A 20,285-nucleotide genomic window follows, 5' to 3' on the forward strand; every position below is an offset into this window, starting at 1 on the left:
ATAACTAAAAGCTATGAAACGCCTGACCCTTCGCCATCTGCGTTATTTCGAGGCCCTAGCCCGGTGGGGTCATTTCGGGCGCGCGGCCGAGATGCTGGCGATCTCGCAGCCGGCATTGTCGGTGCAGATGAAAGAACTAGAGGATATCCTGGGCGCGCAACTGATCGAACGCGGGCCAAAACAGATCAGCCTGACCGGGCTGGGCGAGGTGTTCGCCGACCGCGCCCGTGCGATTTTGCAATCCGTCGATGACCTGACCGAGGTGGCCCGCATCGGTGACGGCCCGTTGCAGGGACGCTTGCGCCTTGGCGTGATCCCGACGGTCGCGCCCTATATGCTGCCCTCACTGATCCGTCTGCTGGGCAAAAGCCATCCCCACCTTGATCTGTATCCACGCGAGGCGGTTACGCAAAAGCTGATCGACGACCTGACCGAAGGGCGTCTGGACACCGCCATTGTCGCGCTGCCTGTATCCGAAGCGGCGCTGCATGAAGAACCGCTGTTCACCGAAGAATTCGCGCTGGTCCGACCCATCGCCGACAAGGACAAACCTGTCCCGCGCCCAGAGATACTGTCGCAGATGCGCCTGCTGTTGCTGGAAGAGGGCCATTGTTTCCGCGATCAGGCATTGGCTTTTTGCGGCGGGACCTCGGCCATGCCCCGCGACCTGATGGAGGGCAGTTCGCTGTCGACCCTGGTACAGATGGTCGGCGCGGGCATCGGCGTGACGCTGATCCCGGAAATGGCCCTGCCACTTGAAACGGGTGCAGCCCCGGTCTGTTCTGCGCGCCTGTCCCATCCGCAGCCCACGCGCACCATCGGAATGATCTGGCGCAACACCTCGCCTCTGTCGGGGCAATTGCAGCAAATTGCCAAGCTGGTTCAGCAGGCACTTGGCCACGGCCCGAAGCCGTGACGGGTTGAATACCTGGGATTGCGTTGCCCGGCTGGCGGCGACGACCAGACGGTGCATCATGGACCCGCCTTCGCGGGCCCTCCATCAAAATGATTGACGTATATCATTCAGGATGTAACCCTAGCTGTGGGAGGACATGATGGGAGGACGGGCACCGACACTGTCGGACGTCGCGCGCAGCGCAGGCGTCAGCTATGCCACTGCGGATCGTGTCGTGAATGATCGCGGCGGGGTGGCGGATAAATCCGTGCGCCGCGTGCGTTCGGCCATCGAACAGCTTGGTTACGTGCGCAACGTGGCCGCGGCAAACCTGTCGCAGGGCCGAACCTACCGTTTCGCATTCATCATTCCCGAAGGCTCGAACAGCTTTTTCGCGCGGGTCCGAACGGTTCTGGGCGAAAGCCGTGTCCGGCTGATCCCCGAACAGATTGAGGTGCAGATCGAGGGCGTCGCGGCCTTCGACGCAGAGGCACTGGCCGCGCGGCTGCGGCGGCTGGCGGCGGAAAGCCTGGATGGTGTGGCACTGGTTGGGATCGACGATTCCCATGTGAACGCCGAGATCGAGGCGCTGCAGCAACAAGGCATCGCGGTTCTGACGCTGATCTCGGATGTCATTGGCGAACAGCGCAACGGTTATGTCGGCGTCGACAATATCGTCGTGGGACGAACCGCAGGCCGTCTGCTGGCGCTGGCGCATCGTGGCAGGCCGGGCAGGATCCTGCCCGTGATCGGCTCGCTTTCTGCACGCGACCATGCCGAACGCCTGCAGGGGATGACCCAGACGATCGCGGCGGCAAGCCCCGATCTGTCGCTGGCACCCCTGATCGAGGGGCGCGACCGTCATGCTCTGGTCGACGAAAAGCTGCGTGCCGCGCTAGCCGCAGACCCCGCGATCACCGCGATCTACAGCGCCGGCGCGGGCAATGCCGGTCTGATCCGCGTGCTGGAGGATTTGCCACCCGATATGCCACGCCCGACCGTCATTCTGCACGAACTGGTCGCGCATTCACGCCATGCGCTAGAGGCCGACCTGATCGATATCGTCATCGACCAGCGCCCCGAAGATGAGATCGAGCTGGCGCTTGGTTATCTGCGCCAGCTTGCAGATCGCAGGCCTGTTCCTGCGCCGGAACGGATCGTTCCCGTCATCTACGTCAAGGACAACCTGCCCCCGGCAAACGGGGTCCTGTCAGAAAAAGGCGAAATGCCATGACCGACTTTTTCAACGGAATAGAGCCCGTCCGCTTTGCGCCGGACGCGACGGGCCTTGCCTATCGGCACTATGACCCCGACGAAACGGTCGCGGGCAAGCGGCTAGAGGATCAGTTGCGCTTTGCCGTGGCCTATTGGCATTCTTTTGCATGGCCGGGGGGTGATCCGTTCGGCGGTCAGACCTTTCAGCGGCCATGGTTCGCCGACGACATGGATGCGGCGCGGCGAAAGGCTGATGTGGCGTTCGAGATGTTCGGTATTCTGGGCGTGCCCTATTTCTGCTTCCACGATGCCGATATCCGCCCCGAGGGAAGCAGTTTCGCCGAAAGCAAACGCAACTTCGAAGAGATCATCGCCGTCTTTGAGGCAAAGATGGAAACCGCCCGCACCCGGCTGCTTTGGGGAACGGCCAACCTGTTTTCGCATCGCCGGTTCATGTCTGGCGCGGCGACAAATCCCGACCCGGAGATATTCGCCTGGTCCGCCGCGACGATCAAGAATTGCATGGACGCGACGCATCGGTTGAACGGCGAAAACTATGTGCTTTGGGGCGGGCGCGAAGGCTATGAAACGCTGCTGAACACCGATCTGGCGCGCGAGATGGACCAGATGGGCCGGATGCTGTCGATGGTCGTCGATTACAAGCACAAGATCGGCTTCAAAGGCCAGATTCTGGTCGAACCAAAGCCGCAAGAGCCCAGCAAGCATCAATATGATTACGACGTGGCCACGGTTTACGGATTTCTGCAGCGCTATGGTCTGGAAAATGAAGTAAAACTGAACCTCGAACAGGGTCATGCCATTCTGGCGGGCCATACATTTGAACATGAGATCGCGCTGGCCAGCGCGCTTGGGCTGCTTGGGTCCATCGACATGAACCGCAACGATTATCAGTCTGGCTGGGACACCGACCAGTTTCCCACCAATGTGCCCGAGGTCACGTTGGCCTATTATGAAATCCTCAAGGCGGGCGGGTTTACCACCGGCGGCACCAATTTCGATGCCAAGCTGCGCCGTCAGTCGCTGTCGCCCGAAGACCTGATCGCAGCCCATGTCGGCGCAATAGATGTGTGCGCGCGCGGATTGAAAGCGGCGGCAAAGATGCTTGATGACGACCTGCTAGAGGCCGCGCGGCGCGACCGCTATGCCGGATGGGACAGTGCCGATGCGCAAGCGATGCTGAACAGCGATCTTGCCAGCATCGCAGCCCAGGTCGAGGCCAGCGGGCGCGACCCACAACCGCAATCGGGACGGCAGGAAATTCTTGAAAACATCGTCAATCGCTACGTTTGAGACGAGGAAGGACAGACAGATGAAAACCATCAAGGGCCCCGGCCTGTTTCTGGCACAATTCGTCGGTGATGCGGCGCCATTCAATTCGTGGGATGCAATCACCAAATGGGCGGCTGATATCGGCTATCTGGGGGTGCAGGTTCCGGTCTGGGATGCCCGCCTTGTCGATCTGGAAAAGCTCGCCGCGTCCAGGGACTATGCTCAGGAATGGGCCGGCAAGGCGCGCGAGAACGGCGTCGAGGTGACCGATCTGTCGAGCCATATCATCGGCCAGCTGGTCGCCGTGCATCCGGCCTATGACGAGTGGGTAGATGGCTTTGCGGCCGCAAAGGTTCAGGGCAAGCCCAGGGAACGCACCGAATGGGCAATCGATCAGGTCAAGAAAGCCATCACCGCGACGAACCATCTGGGTATCGGTCAGCATGTGACCTTTTCAGGCGGGCTGTGCTGGCCCTTCATCTATCCCTTCCCGCAGCGACCGCAGGGGCTGGTCGAAACCGCCTTTGACGAGCTGGCCCGGCGCTGGCGGCCGATTCTGGATCACGCGGACGAAATGGGCGTGGACGTCTGCTACGAAATCCATCCGATGGAGGATCTGCATGACGGCGACACGTTCGAGATGTTCCTTGACCGGCTGGACGGCCACCCGCGCTGCAACATGCTGTACGACCCGTCGCATTACGTCCTGCAATGCCTGGATTATCTGGACAATATCGACATCTATGCCGACCGCATCAAGATGTTCCACGTCAAGGATGCCGAGTTCAATCCGACCGGGCGCAAGGGCGTCTATGGGGGCTTTCAGCCTTGGGTGAACCGCGCGGGCAGGTTCCGCAGCACCGGCGACGGGCAGGTGGATTTCGGGGCGATCTTTTCCAAGTTGGCGGCGAATGATTTCGATGGCTGGGCCGTGGTCGAATGGGAATGCGCCCTGAAGCACCCCGAGGACGGCGCACGCGAAGGCGCGCAATTCGTCAAGGACCATATCATCCGCGTCACACCGCATGCCTTTGATGACTTCGTCGGCGGCAGTGCGGATGAAAAAACCAACCGCAAATTTCTGGGGATCGACTGATATGGCACGGATCAGACTGGGCATGGTTGGCGGCGGCAATGACGCCTTTATCGGCGGGGTTCACCGGATTGCCAGCCGCATCGACGATCGGTTCGAACTGGTCGCGGGGGCGCTGTCCTCGACGCCGGAAAAGGCAAAGGCCAGCGGCGAGGCCCTGGGTCTGGCGCCCGAACGGTCCTACGGCTCATTCGAAGAGATGGCCGAGGCCGAGGCCGCCCGCGAAGATGGCATCGAGGCGGTCAGCATCGTGACCCCGAACCATGTTCACTACTCTGCCGCCAAGGCGTTTCTGGATCGCGGCATCCATGTCATCTGCGACAAGCCGCTGACCTCGACCGCAGAGGATGCCGAGGCAATGGCAAACGCGGTTGCTGGCAGCAAGGCGCTGTTCATCCTGACCCATAACTATACCGGCTATCCGATGATCCGGCAGGCGCGCGAAATGATCGCCGCCGGTGATATCGGGACATTGCGGGTGGTGCAGGTTGAATATGCGCAGGACTGGCTGACCGATCCTGTGGAAAGCGAGGGCTCGAAACAGGCCCAGTGGCGGACCGATCCCGCCCGCTCTGGCGCCGGTGGCGCGACCGGCGACATCGGCACCCATGCCTATAACCTTGCCTGTTTCGTGACCGGCTTGCGGGGCGAGGAACTGGCGGCCGATCTGCAAAGCTTTGGCGTGGGTCGGTCGCTGGACGACAACGCCCATGTCATGCTGCGCTTTGCGGGCGGCGGTCGCGGGATGCTGTGGTGCAGCCAGGTCGCGCCGGGCAATGAAAACAACCTGCGTCTGCGTGTCTATGGCGACAAGGGCGGGCTGGAATGGAAGCAAGAGGACCCGAATTACCTGTGGTTCACGCCGCATGGCGAACCGCCCCGCCTGATCCGGCGCATGGGCGCGGGCGCCAGCGAGGCGGCGAATGCAGTCAGCCGCATTCCGGGCGGCCACCCCGAGGGGTATCTTGAGGGCTTCGCCACGATCTATGCCGGCGCCGCAGATGCGATCCGCGCGGTGCAGGGCGGCAGCGCGCGCGACGACGCCATGGGTCTGCTGCCGGACATACAGGCGGGGCTGGACGGCATGGCCTTTGTGCGGGCCTGCGTCACCTCTGCCGGCGACAATTCAGCCTGGGTCAAGCTATGACCGGTCAACCCGTCCTGTCGATGCGCGACGTTCACAAGAATTTCGGCCCGATCGAGGTCTTGCACGGCGTCGATCTGGACCTGCACGCAGGCGAGGTCCTGGCGCTGATCGGCGAAAACGGGGCGGGCAAATCGACCACGATGAAATGTCTTGCCGGATATCAGCCGCCCAGTTCGGGGCGCATCCTGCTGGACGGCGCAGAGGTCACCTTTGGCTCGCTGCATGACGGCGAAGAGGCTGGCATCGTCCTGATCCATCAGGAATTCAATCTGGCCGAGCAGTTGACCGTCGAGCAGAACATCTTTCTTGGCCGCGAGGTGCTGAAACGCGGTTTGCTGGACAAGGCGGAAATGCGGCGGCGGTCGCGCGACTATCTGGCCCGCGTCAAGTGCACCGTCGATCCGGATACCCCGGTGTCGCGGCTGTCGAATTCCGACAAGCAGATGGTCGAAATCGCCAAGGCGCTTAGCCGTGATGCGCGGGTGCTGATCATGGACGAACCGACCGCCGTTCTGACAAACGCCGAGGCCAGCATCCTCTTTGATCAGGTGCGCGCCCTCAGGGATGCGGGCACCGCGATCCTGTTCACCTCGCACAAGCTGGGCGAGGTCAAGGATATCGCGGATCGCGTGACCATCATGCGCGACGGGGCGGTGGTCCATTCCGGGCCGACCAGCGAGATGACCGAGGATGACATGGCGACCGCGATGGTGGGCCGCGATGTCTCGGATCTTTATCCCGCCAAGCCCGGCGTTCCACCCGACGCGCCCGTCCTGCTGAAGGTCGAAGGGCTGGACGTGCCGGGCTTTGCGAGTGATCTGTCATTCGAGCTACGTCAGGGCGAGATCCTGGGCTTTGCCGGTCTGATCGGATCGGGCCGGACCGAGGCGATGGAGGGGCTGTGCGGTTTGCGCCCCGCCCAGGCCGACCGCATCGAGATCGACGGGCAGGCGATCGCTATCCGGAGCCCCTCGGACGCGCTGGATCGGGGGCTGTGCTATCTGACCGAGGACCGCAAGATCCGGGGCCTGCTGCTGGACAAGGGGATGCGGGTCAATCTGACGCTGCAGGCGCTGGAAAAATTCGGCGGGATGCTGATCGACAGGCAGGCCGAAGAGGCCGCCCTGACGCGCGCCATTGACGAGTTCGATATCCGCGCCGGTCGCCGCGATGTGCGCGTCGGCAACCTGTCCGGCGGCAATCAGCAGAAGCTGTTGCTGGCCAAGGTCATGCAGTCGGAACCCCGGATCCTGATCGCGGACGAACCGACGCGCGGCATTGATATCGGCACCAAGCAACAGATCTATGCCTATCTGCGCAAGCTGACCCACGAGGGGCTCGCGATCATCGTCGTCTCGTCTGAAATGCAAGAGATCATCGGCCTTGCGGACCGCGTCGCCGTCATGCGGCGGGGACGCATCGCCGGAATGCTGGATGCAGGCCAAATCACCGAAGATACGATCGTGCGCCACGCCATGGGCGTCGGTGCCGACACCAGTGGGAGGGCCGCGTGATGGCAAACCAAACCGTGACCACCGCACCGCGTCGCAGCCTGCCCTCGATGAGCGTGCTTGGCCCGATTATCGCGCTGGTCTTGCTGGTCATCATGGGCGCGCTGATGAACCCGAATTTCCTTGGCGCGGCCAATATCACCAACGTGCTTGCGCGGTCCGCCTTTATCGGGATCATCGCGGTGGGCATGACTTTTGTGATCACCGCCGGCGGGCTGGACCTGTCGGTCGGTTCGATGGCCGCCTTTGTCGCGGCACTGATGATTCTGGTGATGAACGCGGCGCTGCCATCCCTGGGCGTCGGGGTGCCCGTCGTCCTGCTGGGGATGCTGACGGCGCTGGTTGCGGGGCTGTTGGCGGGGTTGCTGAACGGGTTTCTGATCACCACGGTCAGGATCGAGGCGTTCATCGTCACACTGGGCACGATGGGCATCTATCGCAGCCTTGTCACATGGCTGGCAGATGGCGGCACGCTGTCGCTGAATTTCGATCTGCGCACCTTTTATCGCCCGGTCTATTTCGACGGCATCTTCGGCATTGCATGGCCGATCATCGTCTTTGCGCTGGTTGTCATCATCGGCGAGATCCTGATGAGCAAGGCCCGCTTTGGCCGGCGCTGTGCCGCCACCGGATCGAACGAGCAGGTCGCGCATTATTCCAATGTGGATGTGAACCGCACGCGCCTGCTGACCTATGCAATGCTGGGTATGCTGGTTGGTGTGGCGACGATCATGTATGTGCCGCGGCTTGGCTCTGCCTCGGCCTCGACCGGGGTCTTGTGGGAGCTGGAGGCCATCGCCGCCGTGATCATCGGGGGCACCGTTCTGAAGGGCGGTTTTGGTCGGGTCTGGGGCACGGTTATCGGTGTGCTGATCCTGAGCCTGATCGACAATATCCTGAACCTGACCGACCTTGTGTCGCCATATCTCAACGGCGCCATTCAAGGCATCATCATCATTCTGGCTGTGATCCTGCAGCGGGAAGCAAAGGCAAAGGGCTGAAAGCCCTGCCATCCAAACGGGAGGAAACGAACCATGACCTATATGCGCACAATATTGACGGGCGCCGCGCTGGCCGCGCTAGGCACCGCCGCAATGGCGCAGGACGAGACGAAGGTAATCGGCGTCTCGATTCCTGCGGCGACACATGGCTGGGCCGGCGGCATGAATTTTCATGCTCAGGCAGCGGTCGAGCGTCTGGAAGAGGTCTATCCGCAACTGGATTTCGTCCTGTCCACCGCCTCCGACCCTGCCCAGCAGGTCAATGATATCGAGGATATGCTGGCCACGCGCGATATCAGCGCGCTGGTCGTGCTGCCCTTCGAATCCGAACCGCTGACCGCGCCGGTTCAGGCCGTTTCCGAGGCAGGCGCCTGGGTCACCGTGGTCGACCGGGGGCTGGCGGTCGAAGGGATCGACGATCTGTATGTCGCGGGCGACAATCCGGGTTTTGGCCGCGTTGCGGGCGAATATATGGCCGAAAAGATGCCAGATGGCGGCAATATCGTGGTTTTGCGCGGCATTCCGACCACCATCGACAATGAACGTGTCGAGGGCTTTCAGGCGGCCATCGAGGGGTCCGGGATCGAGATCATCGGCATGGAGCACGGCAACTGGAACCGCGATGAAAGCTTTAACGTGATGCAGGATTTCCTGTCGCGGCATGAGCAGATCGACGCGGTCTGGGCCTCGGATGATGACATGGCGGTGGGCGTTCTGGCAGCGATCGACGCAGCAGGGCGCGACGACGTGCAGTTCGTGCTTGGCGGCGCGGGGATGAAGGAAATGGTCAAGCGCGTCATGGACGGCGATGCCATGATCCCGGCCGACGTCACCTATCCGCCTTCGATGATCGCGACGGCCATTGAAATGACCGCCGTGGGCATGACCTCGACCACGCCGGTATCGGGGACGTTCACCATCGGATCGGTGCTGATCACGCCCGAGAACGCAGAGCAGTTCTATTATCCCGACAGCCCGTTCTGAGGGGCAAACCGGCCAGCCGTTTTCCTTCGGCTGGCCGGCAACGTTCGGTGTGTGGCGGTGTCAGCGGGGACCGAATCCGTAACCTGCGGTTTCATTTGATTTTTCGCCGCACCGGGCGTGCACAGGCGAGGCACAGCGCGTACACCGGGCGTACACAGCTATCGTACGGTGGCGTTGCGCGCCTGCCGCAACCTTACCCCTGATCATAGAGGCTGGTCTTGCGGTCGGCTGGCTGGCCCTCGTCATGGTCGTCCAGATCATCGCGGCGGATGATGTCGGCCATCTGCTGTTGCAGCAACGGGTCCCACCTGTCGCGCAACTCGCGCACCCGCGCGATGAAGGCCTCGTTCTCGAAGGCCGGCACGTCGATATCGTAGAAATCGGCGACCTCGCGCAGGGCCTTGCGGTCCATGTCCTCGAAGGCATCGGCCATCTGGGCTGCGCGTTCATGCGAGATGCCCAGCGCCTCATAGGCCGAGCGGCCCATCCGCAGCGAACTGTCATAGGTTTCGCGGATGATATCGCGACAACCCAGCGACCAGAGTTCCAGCACATGGGTCCGGTCAAAGGCGCGCGCGGTCACATGCACATGCGGATAATTCTGCAGCACATAAGAGACCAGCATATTGGTCTGCTGCTGGTCGTCGATGGCCACGATCAGCAGTTTCGCGGTGTCGATCCCGGCCGAGGCCAGCAGGTCCGGGCGCGTCGCGTCGCCGTAATAGGTCCGGATGCCGAATTTCCTGAGCAGGTCGATCTGGCGGGAACTGTAGTCGATCACCGTGGCGCGGTAGCCCGCCGTTTCCAGCATCCGGTCGACAAGTCCCCCGACCCGCCCGCGTCCGGCGATGATGATCTCGTCCTGATCCTCGATATCGTCAAAGGCGCGTTGATCGTCACGGGCATAGCGCGGCAGGATCACCCGGTCATAAAGAATGAACAGCAACGGCGTGATCAGCATCGACATGGCGACCACCAGCAGAAGTTGATCGGCCTGCGGTCCGGGGATCGCGCTTGCGCCTTCGGCATATGACAGCAGGACAAAGCCGAACTCGCCGGCCTGCGCCAGCGCCAGCGCAAACAGCCAGCGGTCCTGCCCGCGAATGCCGAAGAGACCGCCCAGCACGAAGAGCACGCCCATTTTCGTCACCACCAGAACCGCCGTCCAGAACAGCACCTGACCGAGGCTGTCGGCCAACAGGCCGAAATCAATGCCCGCGCCGACGGTCATGAAGAACAGCCCCAAGAGCAGCCCCTTGAACGGATCGATGTCGGATTCCAGTTCGTGCCGGTATTCGCTGTTGGCCAGAACCACGCCGGCCAGAAAGGTGCCCAATGCGGGCGACAGGCCCACCAGCGTCATCAAGAGCGCGATACCCACCACAAAGAGCAGCGCGGTCGCGGTAAAGAGTTCGCGCAAGCCCGCCATGGCGATGAAGCGAAAGACCGGGCGGGTCAGGTAATTGCCGGCAAAGATGACGGCGGCGATGGCCGCGACCGTGACCAGCATGGCCTGCCATGCGGGCAGGCCGGCGATCAGGTTCAGGCCGCTGCCATGTTCGGCGTCATCGGCTGCGTGGCTGGCGGCCTCGGCGGCCAGTTCCGGCACCGCAAGCAGCGGGATGATGGCCAGCATCGGGATCACGGCGATGTCCTGAAACAGCAGAACCGAAAAGGCCGACTGACCGCCCTCGGTCCGCATCAGGCCCTTTTCGTTCAGCGTTTGCAGGATGATCGCGGTCGAGGACACGGCCATGATCATGCCGATGGCCAGCCCGGTCTGCCACGCATCACCATTGAGCAGCGACACCGCCGCAAAGGCCAGCACCGTCACCATGACCTGCCCGCCGCCAAGGCCCAGCAGCCTGCCGCGCATATCCCACAGCTTTTTCGGTTCCAGTTCCAGCCCGACGAGGAACAGCATCATCACCACGCCGAATTCGGCGAAATGCTGCAGCGAGACCACATCGACATTGAGCAGTCCCAAAAGCGGGCCGATCACCATCCCGGCCAGCAGATAGCCCAGGACAGAGCCCAGACCAAAGCGCGTGGCAATCGGCACGGCGATCACGCCGGCGATCAGAAAGATGAAGGCGAGAAGAAGAAAGCTTTCCATGCCAATAGCGGTATTTGCAAGCCGGGCGCGCCGCAATCACATTCATCGCGGATGAACGGGACGGTTCAGGCAGGAACCGGCGGGCTGGGTGGCGATTGCCTTGTCAGTCGGGGCCGCCCGCCTGTTGGCCGGTTTTCGCGGGCGCGAGGCCCAGATAATCCACCAGTTCGCGGGCCGCCGCCCGTCCGGCCCGATTGGCGCCCACGGTCGAGGCCGAGGGGCCGTAGCCCACCAGATGCACGCGCGGATCGCGCTGAGCCTGCGTCGCCAGCCGGCCTGTCATGACGATGCCGCCGTTATCCTCGCGCAGTTGCAAGGGCGCGAGATGGTCCAGCGCGCTGCGAAACCCCGTGGCCCACAGGATCACATCCACCTGTTCCTCGCGCCCGTCCGGCCAGCGGATGCCGTGGGGGGTGATTTCCGAAAACATCGGCTGGCGGTCGAGGACGCCGCGCGCCTGCATCGCCCTGATCGCGGGGCTGCGGGGCAGCCCGGTGACCGACACGACCGAGCCGGGGACCAGCCCGCGGCGCACGCGTTTCTCGACCCGGGCGACGGCGGCGCGGCCGTCCTCGGCGGTGAATTTGGCATCCGAGAACACGGGCGGGCGGCGCGTGACCCAGATCGTGTCGGCCACCCGCGACACCTCATCCAGAAATTGCAGCGCCGAGATGCCGGCGCCCACGATCACCACGCGCTGGCCGGCGAATTCGTCGGGCGTCTGGTAGTCATGGGTGTGCAACTGGCGGCCCTGAAACAGCTCGCGCCCCGGATAATAGGGGATTTGCGGCGCGTCCCATGTGCCGGTGCAGTTGATGATGCCGCGCACGGAAAACGTCTCGTGATCGGTCTCGACCCGCATCCGTTCGCCGCGATCACAGACCAGCCGCGTCGTGACGGGGCGGTAGACCGGCAGGTGAAAGCGGTCCTCGTAGGCCTGAAAATAGCAGGGCACGGCCTCGGCGGCGCGCACCTCGGACTGGCCGGCGTCCAGCACTTCGGCAAAACCCATCCCGGGCAGGTCGTGCATGCCGTTGATGGTTTTCATGGTCAGCGACGGCCAGCGGAACTGCCATGCGCCGCCGGGTCGGGGCGACTTGTCCAGCAGCAGAAAGCCCCTGCCGCCGGTCAGCCCCAGATTTTGCAGATGATAGCCGGTCGACAGCCCGGCCTGCCCGCCGCCAATCACCAGGATGTCGATCTTGTAGGCGAGCGCGTTCATTGGTTCTGGGGCACCGTGCTGTGGCATGCTCAGCCCAGAGTGACCCTGCTTTGCCAGCGTGGCAAGAGGCGGCCCGCCGCGTGTCGGGCGGTCAGCAGACGGTGTTGAAACGGTGGGCGACGGTATCGATCACCTCGCCCGGCGGGCGCCGCCACCAGTTGCGGGTGCGCCACGAGGCTGCCCAAGCCGCGACGTGAGAAGTCAAATCTTGATCGCCCAGAAACAATTTCGAAACGGCGCGGAATGCGAATGTTGGTGAGCAACAGAGGGCACGGGACGGCGGTGCAGCCGAAACCGGACACCGACACCCGGCGCCATGCGAACAAACAAAGGAGAGAGACCATGACGACCACCACCACAAAGACCGAACAGACCAGCGTCCGCGCCAAGGTGAACGACGCACGCGAAATCGCAGGCGATATCGGCGGCGCCGTGAGTGCTGGCAGCCGCGCCTATGTCAACGGCCTGATGGAACTGGGCCGGACCTTTGGCGGCTTTGGCCGCGAAGTTCTGAGCGAAGCCGGCGACCATGTCCGCGCCACGTTCAACGCCAAGTGCATGCGTGAAGTCGCCGAATTGCAGGCTTCGTATGTTCAGCATCGTGTGGAAATGTCGGCGACCCATTCCAAGGAAATCGTCGATCTGGCCCGCGTCAAGACCGAGGCCGTGATCGCGCCGTTCGCCGATCTGGTGAAAAAAGACCAGAAAGCTGCCTGATCTGGCTGCCTTCCCGGTCCGCCTGCGGGTGGGCCGGGACAAAGCGCGCGGCGGTGCCGTGCGGAACTCATGTCATGCCCCGGCACTGGGGCGGGAGGAATACCGATGAACAAGCCATGGATTGCAACTTACGGCGAATCGATCCCGTCTGAGATCGACCCGGATATCTACCCATCCGTCCCGGCGATCTTTCAAACAGCGGTCGAGGCCTATGGCAACAAGCCGGCATTCGAGTGCTTTGGCCAGGTGATGACCTATTCGGAAATAGACGAGGCCGCATCGTCCTTTGCCGCCTGGTTGCAGAACAAGCATGGCGTCAAGCGCGGCGACCGCGTTGCGCTGATGTGCCCCAATATCTTTGCCTTCCCGATCGCCATGCACGGCATCATCCGTGCCGGCGCCGCGCAGGTGAACGTCAATCCGCTTTATACGCCGCGCGAACTGGCCCATCAGTTGAACGATGCGGGCGTCGAGACGATTGTCATCTTCAGCGGCTCGACCCCGGTTCTGGCCGAGATCATCGCCGACACCAACGTGAAGACCGTCGTCACCGTCGATCTGGGCGATGGTGCCGGGCTGGATATCCCCTCGCCCGCCGTTGATGAGCGGCTGACCGGCACCTTCCGCTTTGCCGATGTGCTGCGCGAAGGCGGCGGCCTGCCCTTCGAGCCTGTCGAGCTGACGGGCGAAGATATCCTGTTCTTCCAGTATACGGGCGGCACCACCGGCCTGAGCAAGGGCGCTGTCCTGACCCACCGGAACCTTGTCGCCAATACCGAGCAGATCAAGGCGATGCTGCCCGAGGCGCAGGTGCCCGAAAAAGAGGTCGTGGTGATGGCGCTGCCGCTTTACCACATCTTTGGGCTGATGCTGATGGTGGCCTATTCGGCGATTGGCGCAAAGTCGATCCTGATCCCGAACCCGCGTGACATGGACGGCTTTGTCGATGCCATCAAGGGTTCGAAATTCTCTGTCATCCCCGGCGTGAACACGCTGTTTCAGGGTCTGGCCATGCATCCGCGCTTTGGCGAGATCGACCTGTCGAACTACAAGCTGGCAATCGGCGGCGGTGCAGCCGTGATCCAGGCGACCTCGGAAAAGTGGCATGCGCTGACCGGGCATCACATCAAGGAAGGTTACGGCCTGTCCGAGACCTCGCCGCTGCTGAGCATCAACACGATGAACGTGACCGGATTTACCGGCACCTGCGGGCTGCCCGTGCCATCGACCGAGGTCCGGCTGCTGGACGACGAGGGCAATGACGTGCCCGAAGGCGAGGCCGGCGAGATTTCGGCGCGCGGGCCACAGATCATGCGCGGCTATTGGAACAATGACGCGGCCAACAAGGCATCGTTCACCGAGGACGGGTTCTTCCGCACCGGCGATGTGGCCATCTTCGTCGAAGGCGGTTTCGTCAAGATCGTCGACCGCAAGAAGGACATGGTCATCGTTTCGGGCTTTAACGTCTTTCCCAACGAGATCGAGGCCACGGTGACCGCCTGCGAAGGTGTCGCGGAATGTGCCTGCGTTGGTGTGCCGCACGAAAAGACCGGCGAGGCGCTGCGCGTCTTTGTGGTCAAGATCGACGGCGCGGATGTGACCGAAGACCAGATCATCGCGCACTGCCGCAAGTATCTTACCTCTTACAAGGTGCCCAAGCAGATCGTCTTTCTCGACGCGCTGCCCAAGTCGAATGTCGGCAAGATCCTGCGCCGCGAACTGCGCGACAACGCATAAGGAATGAGACCGATGAAGACACCCAAAGGTTACAGCACCGCCACGCTTGGCGATCATGTCGGCCATGATTTCGGGACCACGGACCCGATCACGGTTGGCCAGGACATGATCGACGGCTTCGCCGATATCACCGGCGACCACCAGTGGATCCACATCGATGTCGAACGGGCGAAAAAGGAAAGCCCGTTCGGCGGCCCCATCGCCCACGGCTTTCTGACGCTGTCGCTGCTGGCCGCCGCTGTTGGCGATGCGGGGATCGTACCGACCGATGCCAAGGGCGTGGTGAATTACGGGATCGACAAGGTCCGGTTCCTGAACCCCGTCCCCGCCGGTGCGGCTGTGGTCAGCAACTTCAGGCTGACCAGCGTCGAAGACAAGGGCAAGGGCCGGCAATTGCTGCGGCTGGCCGCCGAAACGCGGCTGGACGACACCGGTGAGCCCGCAATCGTTGGCGAGGTCCTGGCCCTCGTCATCGGATAAATCGCAACCCGAAAAGGGAGGACAAGGATATGCCATCCAAGCGCATCGAGAACGCCACCGATCTGGCGATGTCTATGACCAAGCTATACACCTCGGCGCTGACGCAGCCGATGAAGGCATGGTCGCATTCAATGACGGCCAGCCAGCAGATGCTGAGCAGCCTGACCGGCAATACCGCAATTGAACCTGAAAAGGGTGACAAGCGGTTCAGGGACCCGGTCTGGACGACGAACCCCGCCTATCATGCATTGATGCAGTCCTACCTTGCCTGGTCGAACGCGATCACGGGCTGGGTCGACAGCCTTGACGCCGCGCCCCGCGACAAGCTGCGTGCGAAGCTGGCCACCAGCCTGATCACCGATGGGCTGGCGCCGACAAACGCGATCCTGACCAACCCCGCCGCGATGCAAAAGACGCTGGAACAGGGCGGCAAGAACATTGTCAGCGGCTTGCAGCATTTCATCAGCGACATGATCCAGAATGGCGGCCTGCCATCGGTGGTCGACAAGTCCAAGTTCGAAGTGGGCGGCAATCTGGGCACGACGCCGGGCAAGGTCGTCTATTCCGAGGATCACCTTGAACTGATCCAATACACGCCAAAGACCGCGCAGGTCTGGTCGCGGCCGGTCTTTGTCGTGCCGCCGCAGATCAACAAATTCTATATCTGGGATCTGGCACCCGACCGGTCGATTGTCGGCAATCTGCTCGATCAGGGCCATCAGGTCTTTATCGTCAGTTGGCGCAACCCGACCGAGGCCGAGGCTGACTGGGATCTCGACAGCTATGTCGCGGCGCTTGACCGCGCCACCGAGGTGGCCTGCGAGATCAGCGGATCGCCCGACCTCAACGTGGTCGGTGCCTGTTCGGGCGGGATCACCTCTGCCCTGCTGGTCGCGCTGTGGGCCAGCCGGGGTTCCGATCGGGCCGCGTCGCTGACGCTGTTCGTGGCCATTCTGGATGTCGCCGGCGCCAAGGATACCTCGATGGGGCTGTTTGCGAATTTCGAGACGCTGGAACTGGCGCGGATGTTTTCGCAATCGAAGGGCGTGCTTGAGGGCAAGGATCTGGAGCGCGCCTTTGCCTGGCTGCGGCCCAACGACCTGATCTGGTCCTATTGGGTCAACAATTACCTGATGGGCAAAGAGCCCTCGGCCTTTGACATCCTTTACTGGAACGCCGACACCACGAACCTGCCAGCCGCGCTGCATGGCGATCTGTTGGGAATGCTGGAAAGCGGCGGTTTCACCGGCGAGACCGGGCCGACCATCGACGGGCAGGCCCTGACGCTGAAACAGATCACCTGCGATGCCTATATCATGGGCGGTGAGACCGATCACATCACACCATGGGACGGCACCTATCTGACGCGCAACGGGCTGGGCGGAGATTCGACCTTTGTGCTTAGCCAGTCGGGTCATATCCAGTCGCTGATCAACCCGCCGGGCAATCCCAAGGCGCGTTACCAGACCAATGATGGCGATCACGACAGCCCGGAATCCTTTCTGGCTGGTGCCGAGACGCATGAGGGCACATGGTGGCCGCATGGGGTGGCATGGCTGGACGAACGCGGCGGACGCAAGGTCACGGCGAAGAAAACCTTGGGCTCGCGCAAGCACAAAGCCATATCTGATGCGCCGGGCACTTATGTCCGGGCGGCAAGCTGACCAGAAGGAGCCCCGCCAGATGACCGATATCCGGACCCTCGTTCTTGATGGCCAAAAGGTGCGTGTTGCCCTGTTTGGACCTGCCGATGCCTCGCGTAACCTGCTGGTTTTCAACGGCATCGGCGCCAGTCTGGAAACGGTGGGACCCTTTGCCGAACGCTTTGCCGACACGCGGATCGTCACCTTTGACGTGCCGGGCGTGGGCGGCTCGCCCGTGCCGGCGCTGCCCTATCGGTTCACCTGGCTGGCGCGGCTGACCGCGCGCATCCTGGACAAGCTGGGGATCGATCAGGTCGATGTGTTCGGCGTCTCATGGGGCGGGGCGGCGGCGCAGCAATTCGCGCGGGACTATCCCCATCGCGCGCTTAGCCTGACGCTGGCCGCGACCTCGGCGGGGTTCGTGATGGTGCCCGGCAATCTGCGCGTGATGCTGAAGATGGCGACGCCGAAACGTTACAGCGATCCCCAGCATATGCTGAAGATCGGGCCGGATATCTATGGCGGGCAGATGCGTGCCAACCCGCAGCTTTTGCGCGAACATGCGGCAACGCTGAAATCGGGATCGGGTCGCGGCTATCTGTATCAGCTGCTGGCCGGTGCCGGCTGGACCAGTTGGCTGTGGCTGCCACAGCTCAGGCTGCCGGTGCTGGTGATGATGGGCGAGGATGATCCGATCGTGCCGCTTGCCAATGGCCGGATCCTTGTCAATCGGCTGCCCAATGCGCGGCTGGAGGTCATGGATTGCGGGCATCTGTTCATCCTGACGGACCCGGCGGAAACGGCGGCCAAGGTCGAAGCGTTCATCCAATCCACGCCCGTCGCAGAGATCGCATGAGCCAACCCGCCGAAACGCCCAAATCCGCGCTTGCCAGAAATCGCCGCATGGCCACGGCGGTGCTGGTCGTCATGGTGGTGATCTATCTCGCGACCCATCTGGTCAGCGATCCCGCAGGTCCCGTCCTGCTGATCCGCCGCATGGCCGAGGCGGGGATGATCGGCGGGCTGGCCGACTGGTTTGCCGTCGTCGCGCTGTTTCGTCACCCGCTTGGATTGCCGATCCCGCATACGGCATTGCTGCCAAAGAACCAGGCACGGGCCGCGCGCAATGTGGGCCGGTTCTTTGAGACGCATTTCCTTGAACCAGCCCAGCTGGAGGCGCGCATCCGGGCCATCGAGCCGTCCCGCCATCTGGTGACATGGATCGGCCAGCCGGGCAATGCAGAGGCGCTGGCGCGCGAATTGACCGGCCTTGTCGCCATGCTGCTGCGGCAGGAACCCTCGCCCCGCATGCTGGCAGGCGGGCGTCGGTTGCTGAAAAGCGAGGTCGCGCAGGCCGGGTCCGATCAGGCCATCGCCGGCGTCGTCGCGGATCTGGTCAAAACCGGCGTCAGGGGCGATGTCACCGACGAAATCATCGCGATCATCCGCCGCGCCATCGACGAAAATCGCGGCATGGCGGTCGAGCTGGTGCAAGACAACAGCCGCTGGTGGATCGCCACACCGGTCGACCGGCGCGTGGCCGATCTGGTGGTCAGCGCGGTGCTGTCGATGCTGGATGATCTGCGCCGCGACAGCGCCTTGCGGAAGGAATTCGAAACGGCGCTGGACGGCATGATCGAGACGCTTGAACAGGAGGGCGTGCTGACCCGCGCCGTCGCCGATGCCAGAGGCGAATTCCTTCGCTCTGGTGCGTTTGGCGCGGCCATTGCCGGCATCGCCCGCGAATTGCGCGACCGTCTGGGCAAACGGATCGCCAACGCGCCCGAGGCGCTTAGCGGACCACTGGCCCATCTGATCCGCGACACGGCGACGCGCGCACTCGCCACGCCCGAGGCCCGCGAAACGCTGGACCGTCGCCTTGCCGAACTGGCTGGCCGGGTGATCGGTGAAAGCCGCCCGCAGATCGCCGCCTATGTCACGGACGTCATCGCCGGATGGGAGCCAGAGGAACTGAACACCCGCTTTGAGGAAGAGATCGGCCCGGATCTGCAATTCATCCGCATAAACGGTGCCCTGCTGGGCGCGTTGATCGGCGGCGGCTTGTTCGCATTCGAGACGATGATCGGGTGATCGCATCCCCGGATGGCAGCGCGGTGGGGATCATCGACCGGCCTGCCCGCCAACTGGCACCTTAACCGGCAAACCCGAGGCTGTTCTGACGAAGGCTCAGGTCCTTTTTGCGGCAGGCCAGTGGCGATTCGTCATACCAGCGCTGAAAGGCGCGGCTGAACACGCTTTGATCGGCATAGCCCAGCGCCAGCGAGACCTCTGACAAGGGCAGCCGGGTCCGGGTGACCAGCGACAGGGCCCGCTCTCGCCGCCAGTCATCGACCAGATCGCGAAAGGTAAGCCCCTCTTCCTGCAGGCGACGCTGCAGGCTGCGCGGCTCTAGCCGCAGGCTATGCGCGACGGTTTCCAGCGAACAATCCCCGAATTCCATCTGCCGCGCGATCTCGCCGCGCGCCTCGTCGCTGATGCGGCCTGCGAATTCGTCCCGCGATGAGGTCAGGTAGCGGTCGATGATCGCGTGATAGGCCGCATCGGTCTGTTCGATCTTGCGATCCAGTGCGCTCTGATCGAAATAGAGCGCGTTCTGTTCGGCACCAAAGCGAACCGGACAGCCAAAGCTTGCCTCTGCCGCGCGCCTGACACAGGCGTCCTGATCGCGAAAGGTGACCTCGATCAGATCAACCGGGGCCTTGCCGGCCTGCTCCAGCACGTTGCGCGCGACGGCGAGGGACAACAGCATATACTGGCGGGTACTGGTCCCGGTCAGCTGCACATTGAGAGACAGGGCCGCGATGCCGTCGGTTTCGTGCACGCCCGCGACAAGGCCATTGGTGTGGATGACCAGATTGCGGGCCATGGCCCTGATCGCGCCGCGCAGGTCGGGCTCCTCCTTGGTGACCAGCGCGACGGGCCCCAGAATTTCGAGGTGCTGATACACGGCCAGCCGCAGGCCCAGATCCGGCACGCCCCATTCTTCGGCGCAATGTTCGTAAAGCGCGCAAATCGCGTCAAATGGCACGCGTTCGTCCGGCTTGCGCAACAGCTCGGATCGCAATCCGACCCTGCGCAATGCCGTTCCGACATCCGCCCCGACACTCTCGGCGACTTCTCTGATCCCTGACAAAGAACTCGCGCGGCTGAAATATTGCCCCACCGCAGCCTCCTGTTTGGGGTGTTGCGCGCATATGGGCAAACGCCCCGTCA

The 20,285-nt window shown here is 63.0% G+C and carries 18 protein-coding genes; 15 read left to right on the forward strand and 3 right to left on the reverse strand.

Annotated elements, in window-relative coordinates; all coding sequences use genetic code 11:
* Window positions 1-13: 13 nt before the first annotated feature.
* The 8 genes from CUV01_RS05910 (at window position 14) to CUV01_RS05945 (ending at window position 9,136) form a co-directional block, all read left to right on the forward strand.
* A complete protein-coding gene (locus CUV01_RS05910; RefSeq protein WP_101459665.1) occupies window positions 14-916 on the forward strand; it encodes a hydrogen peroxide-inducible genes activator in 903 nt (300 codons plus the stop codon).
* A gap of 136 nt (window positions 917-1,052) precedes the next feature.
* Complete coding sequence (locus CUV01_RS05915) at window positions 1,053-2,129, forward strand: LacI family DNA-binding transcriptional regulator (RefSeq protein ID WP_198731882.1); 1,077 nt, start codon at window positions 1,053-1,055, stop codon at window positions 2,127-2,129.
* Window positions 2,126-3,421, forward strand: coding sequence for a xylose isomerase (gene xylA / locus CUV01_RS05920; protein WP_101459666.1), 1,296 nt, complete (start codon window positions 2,126-2,128; stop codon window positions 3,419-3,421). Before CUV01_RS05915 ends, xylA begins: the two co-directional genes overlap by 4 nt.
* Window positions 3,422-3,440: 19 nt before the next feature.
* Window positions 3,441-4,496 carry a sugar phosphate isomerase/epimerase family protein gene (locus CUV01_RS05925; RefSeq protein WP_101459667.1) on the forward strand — a complete coding sequence of 352 codons (1,056 nt, stop codon included), beginning with the start codon at window positions 3,441-3,443 and terminating at the stop codon, window positions 4,494-4,496.
* Window position 4,497: 1 nt separating this feature from the next.
* Window positions 4,498-5,640 carry a Gfo/Idh/MocA family protein gene (locus CUV01_RS05930; RefSeq protein WP_101459668.1) on the forward strand — a complete coding sequence of 381 codons (1,143 nt, stop codon included), beginning with the start codon at window positions 4,498-4,500 and terminating at the stop codon, window positions 5,638-5,640.
* Window positions 5,637-7,154 carry a sugar ABC transporter ATP-binding protein gene (locus tag CUV01_RS05935; protein ID WP_101459669.1) on the forward strand — a complete coding sequence of 506 codons (1,518 nt, stop codon included), beginning with the start codon at window positions 5,637-5,639 and terminating at the stop codon, window positions 7,152-7,154. Before CUV01_RS05930 ends, CUV01_RS05935 begins: the two co-directional genes overlap by 4 nt.
* The gene (locus tag CUV01_RS05940; RefSeq protein WP_198731883.1) at window positions 7,154-8,152 is read left to right on the forward strand and encodes an ABC transporter permease; all 999 of its coding nucleotides are present in this window, start codon (window positions 7,154-7,156) and stop codon (window positions 8,150-8,152) included. Before CUV01_RS05935 ends, CUV01_RS05940 begins: the two co-directional genes overlap by 1 nt.
* Window positions 8,153-8,185: 33 nt before the next feature.
* Entirely contained in the window at window positions 8,186-9,136 is a 951-nt protein-coding gene (locus tag CUV01_RS05945; RefSeq protein ID WP_198731884.1) for an ABC transporter substrate-binding protein, read from the forward strand.
* Window positions 9,137-9,329: 193 nt separating this feature from the next.
* Here CUV01_RS05945 and CUV01_RS05950 read toward each other — a convergent pair whose 3' ends face one another.
* Both CUV01_RS05950 and CUV01_RS05955 read right to left on the reverse strand, forming a co-directional pair.
* Entirely contained in the window at window positions 9,330-11,252 is a 1,923-nt protein-coding gene (locus CUV01_RS05950; RefSeq protein WP_101459670.1) for a monovalent cation:proton antiporter-2 (CPA2) family protein, read from the reverse strand.
* A 103-nt stretch (window positions 11,253-11,355) separates the two neighbouring features.
* Window positions 11,356-12,474: an NAD(P)-binding domain-containing protein gene (locus CUV01_RS05955; protein WP_101459671.1), complete on the reverse strand. Its 1,119-nt coding sequence runs from the start codon at window positions 12,472-12,474 to the stop codon at window positions 11,356-11,358.
* A 50-nt stretch (window positions 12,475-12,524) separates the two neighbouring features.
* Here CUV01_RS05955 and CUV01_RS19595 point away from each other — a divergent pair, with 50 nt between their 5' ends.
* The 7 genes from CUV01_RS19595 to CUV01_RS05985 all read left to right on the forward strand — a co-directional run bounded on the left by CUV01_RS19595 (window position 12,525) and on the right by CUV01_RS05985 (window position 19,142).
* Complete coding sequence (locus CUV01_RS19595; protein WP_157994784.1) at window positions 12,525-12,671, forward strand: hypothetical protein; 147 nt, start codon at window positions 12,525-12,527, stop codon at window positions 12,669-12,671.
* A gap of 145 nt (window positions 12,672-12,816) precedes the next feature.
* Entirely contained in the window at window positions 12,817-13,191 is a 375-nt protein-coding gene (locus CUV01_RS05960; RefSeq protein WP_157994785.1) for a phasin family protein, read from the forward strand.
* 105 nt (window positions 13,192-13,296) lie between these two features.
* Window positions 13,297-14,928, forward strand: a complete 1,632-nt coding sequence (locus CUV01_RS05965) for an AMP-binding protein (protein ID WP_101459673.1) — start codon at window positions 13,297-13,299, stop codon at window positions 14,926-14,928.
* 12 nt (window positions 14,929-14,940) lie between these two features.
* A complete protein-coding gene (locus CUV01_RS05970) occupies window positions 14,941-15,408 on the forward strand; it encodes a MaoC family dehydratase (protein WP_101461895.1) in 468 nt (155 codons plus the stop codon).
* A gap of 29 nt (window positions 15,409-15,437) precedes the next feature.
* Complete coding sequence (locus CUV01_RS05975) at window positions 15,438-17,072, forward strand: alpha/beta fold hydrolase (RefSeq protein ID WP_101459674.1); 1,635 nt, start codon at window positions 15,438-15,440, stop codon at window positions 17,070-17,072.
* A gap of 19 nt (window positions 17,073-17,091) precedes the next feature.
* Window positions 17,092-17,907 (forward strand): poly(3-hydroxyalkanoate) depolymerase, encoded by an 816-nt coding sequence (gene phaZ / locus CUV01_RS05980; protein ID WP_101461896.1) that lies wholly within the window; start codon window positions 17,092-17,094, stop codon window positions 17,905-17,907.
* Window positions 17,904-19,142, forward strand: coding sequence for a DUF445 domain-containing protein (locus CUV01_RS05985; RefSeq protein ID WP_101459675.1), 1,239 nt, complete (start codon window positions 17,904-17,906; stop codon window positions 19,140-19,142). The genes phaZ and CUV01_RS05985 overlap by 4 nt, the downstream gene beginning before the upstream one ends.
* 61 nt (window positions 19,143-19,203) lie before the next feature.
* Here the strand turns inward: CUV01_RS05985 and CUV01_RS05990 are convergent, their stop codons facing one another.
* On the reverse strand, window positions 19,204-20,136 hold the full coding sequence (locus CUV01_RS05990; protein ID WP_157994786.1) for an AraC family transcriptional regulator: 933 nt from the start codon (window positions 20,134-20,136) through the stop codon (window positions 19,204-19,206).
* Window positions 20,137-20,285 lie beyond the last annotated feature (149 nt).

Source organism: Paracoccus tegillarcae, assembly GCF_002847305.1.
GTDB lineage: Bacteria > Pseudomonadota > Alphaproteobacteria > Rhodobacterales > Rhodobacteraceae > Paracoccus > Paracoccus tegillarcae.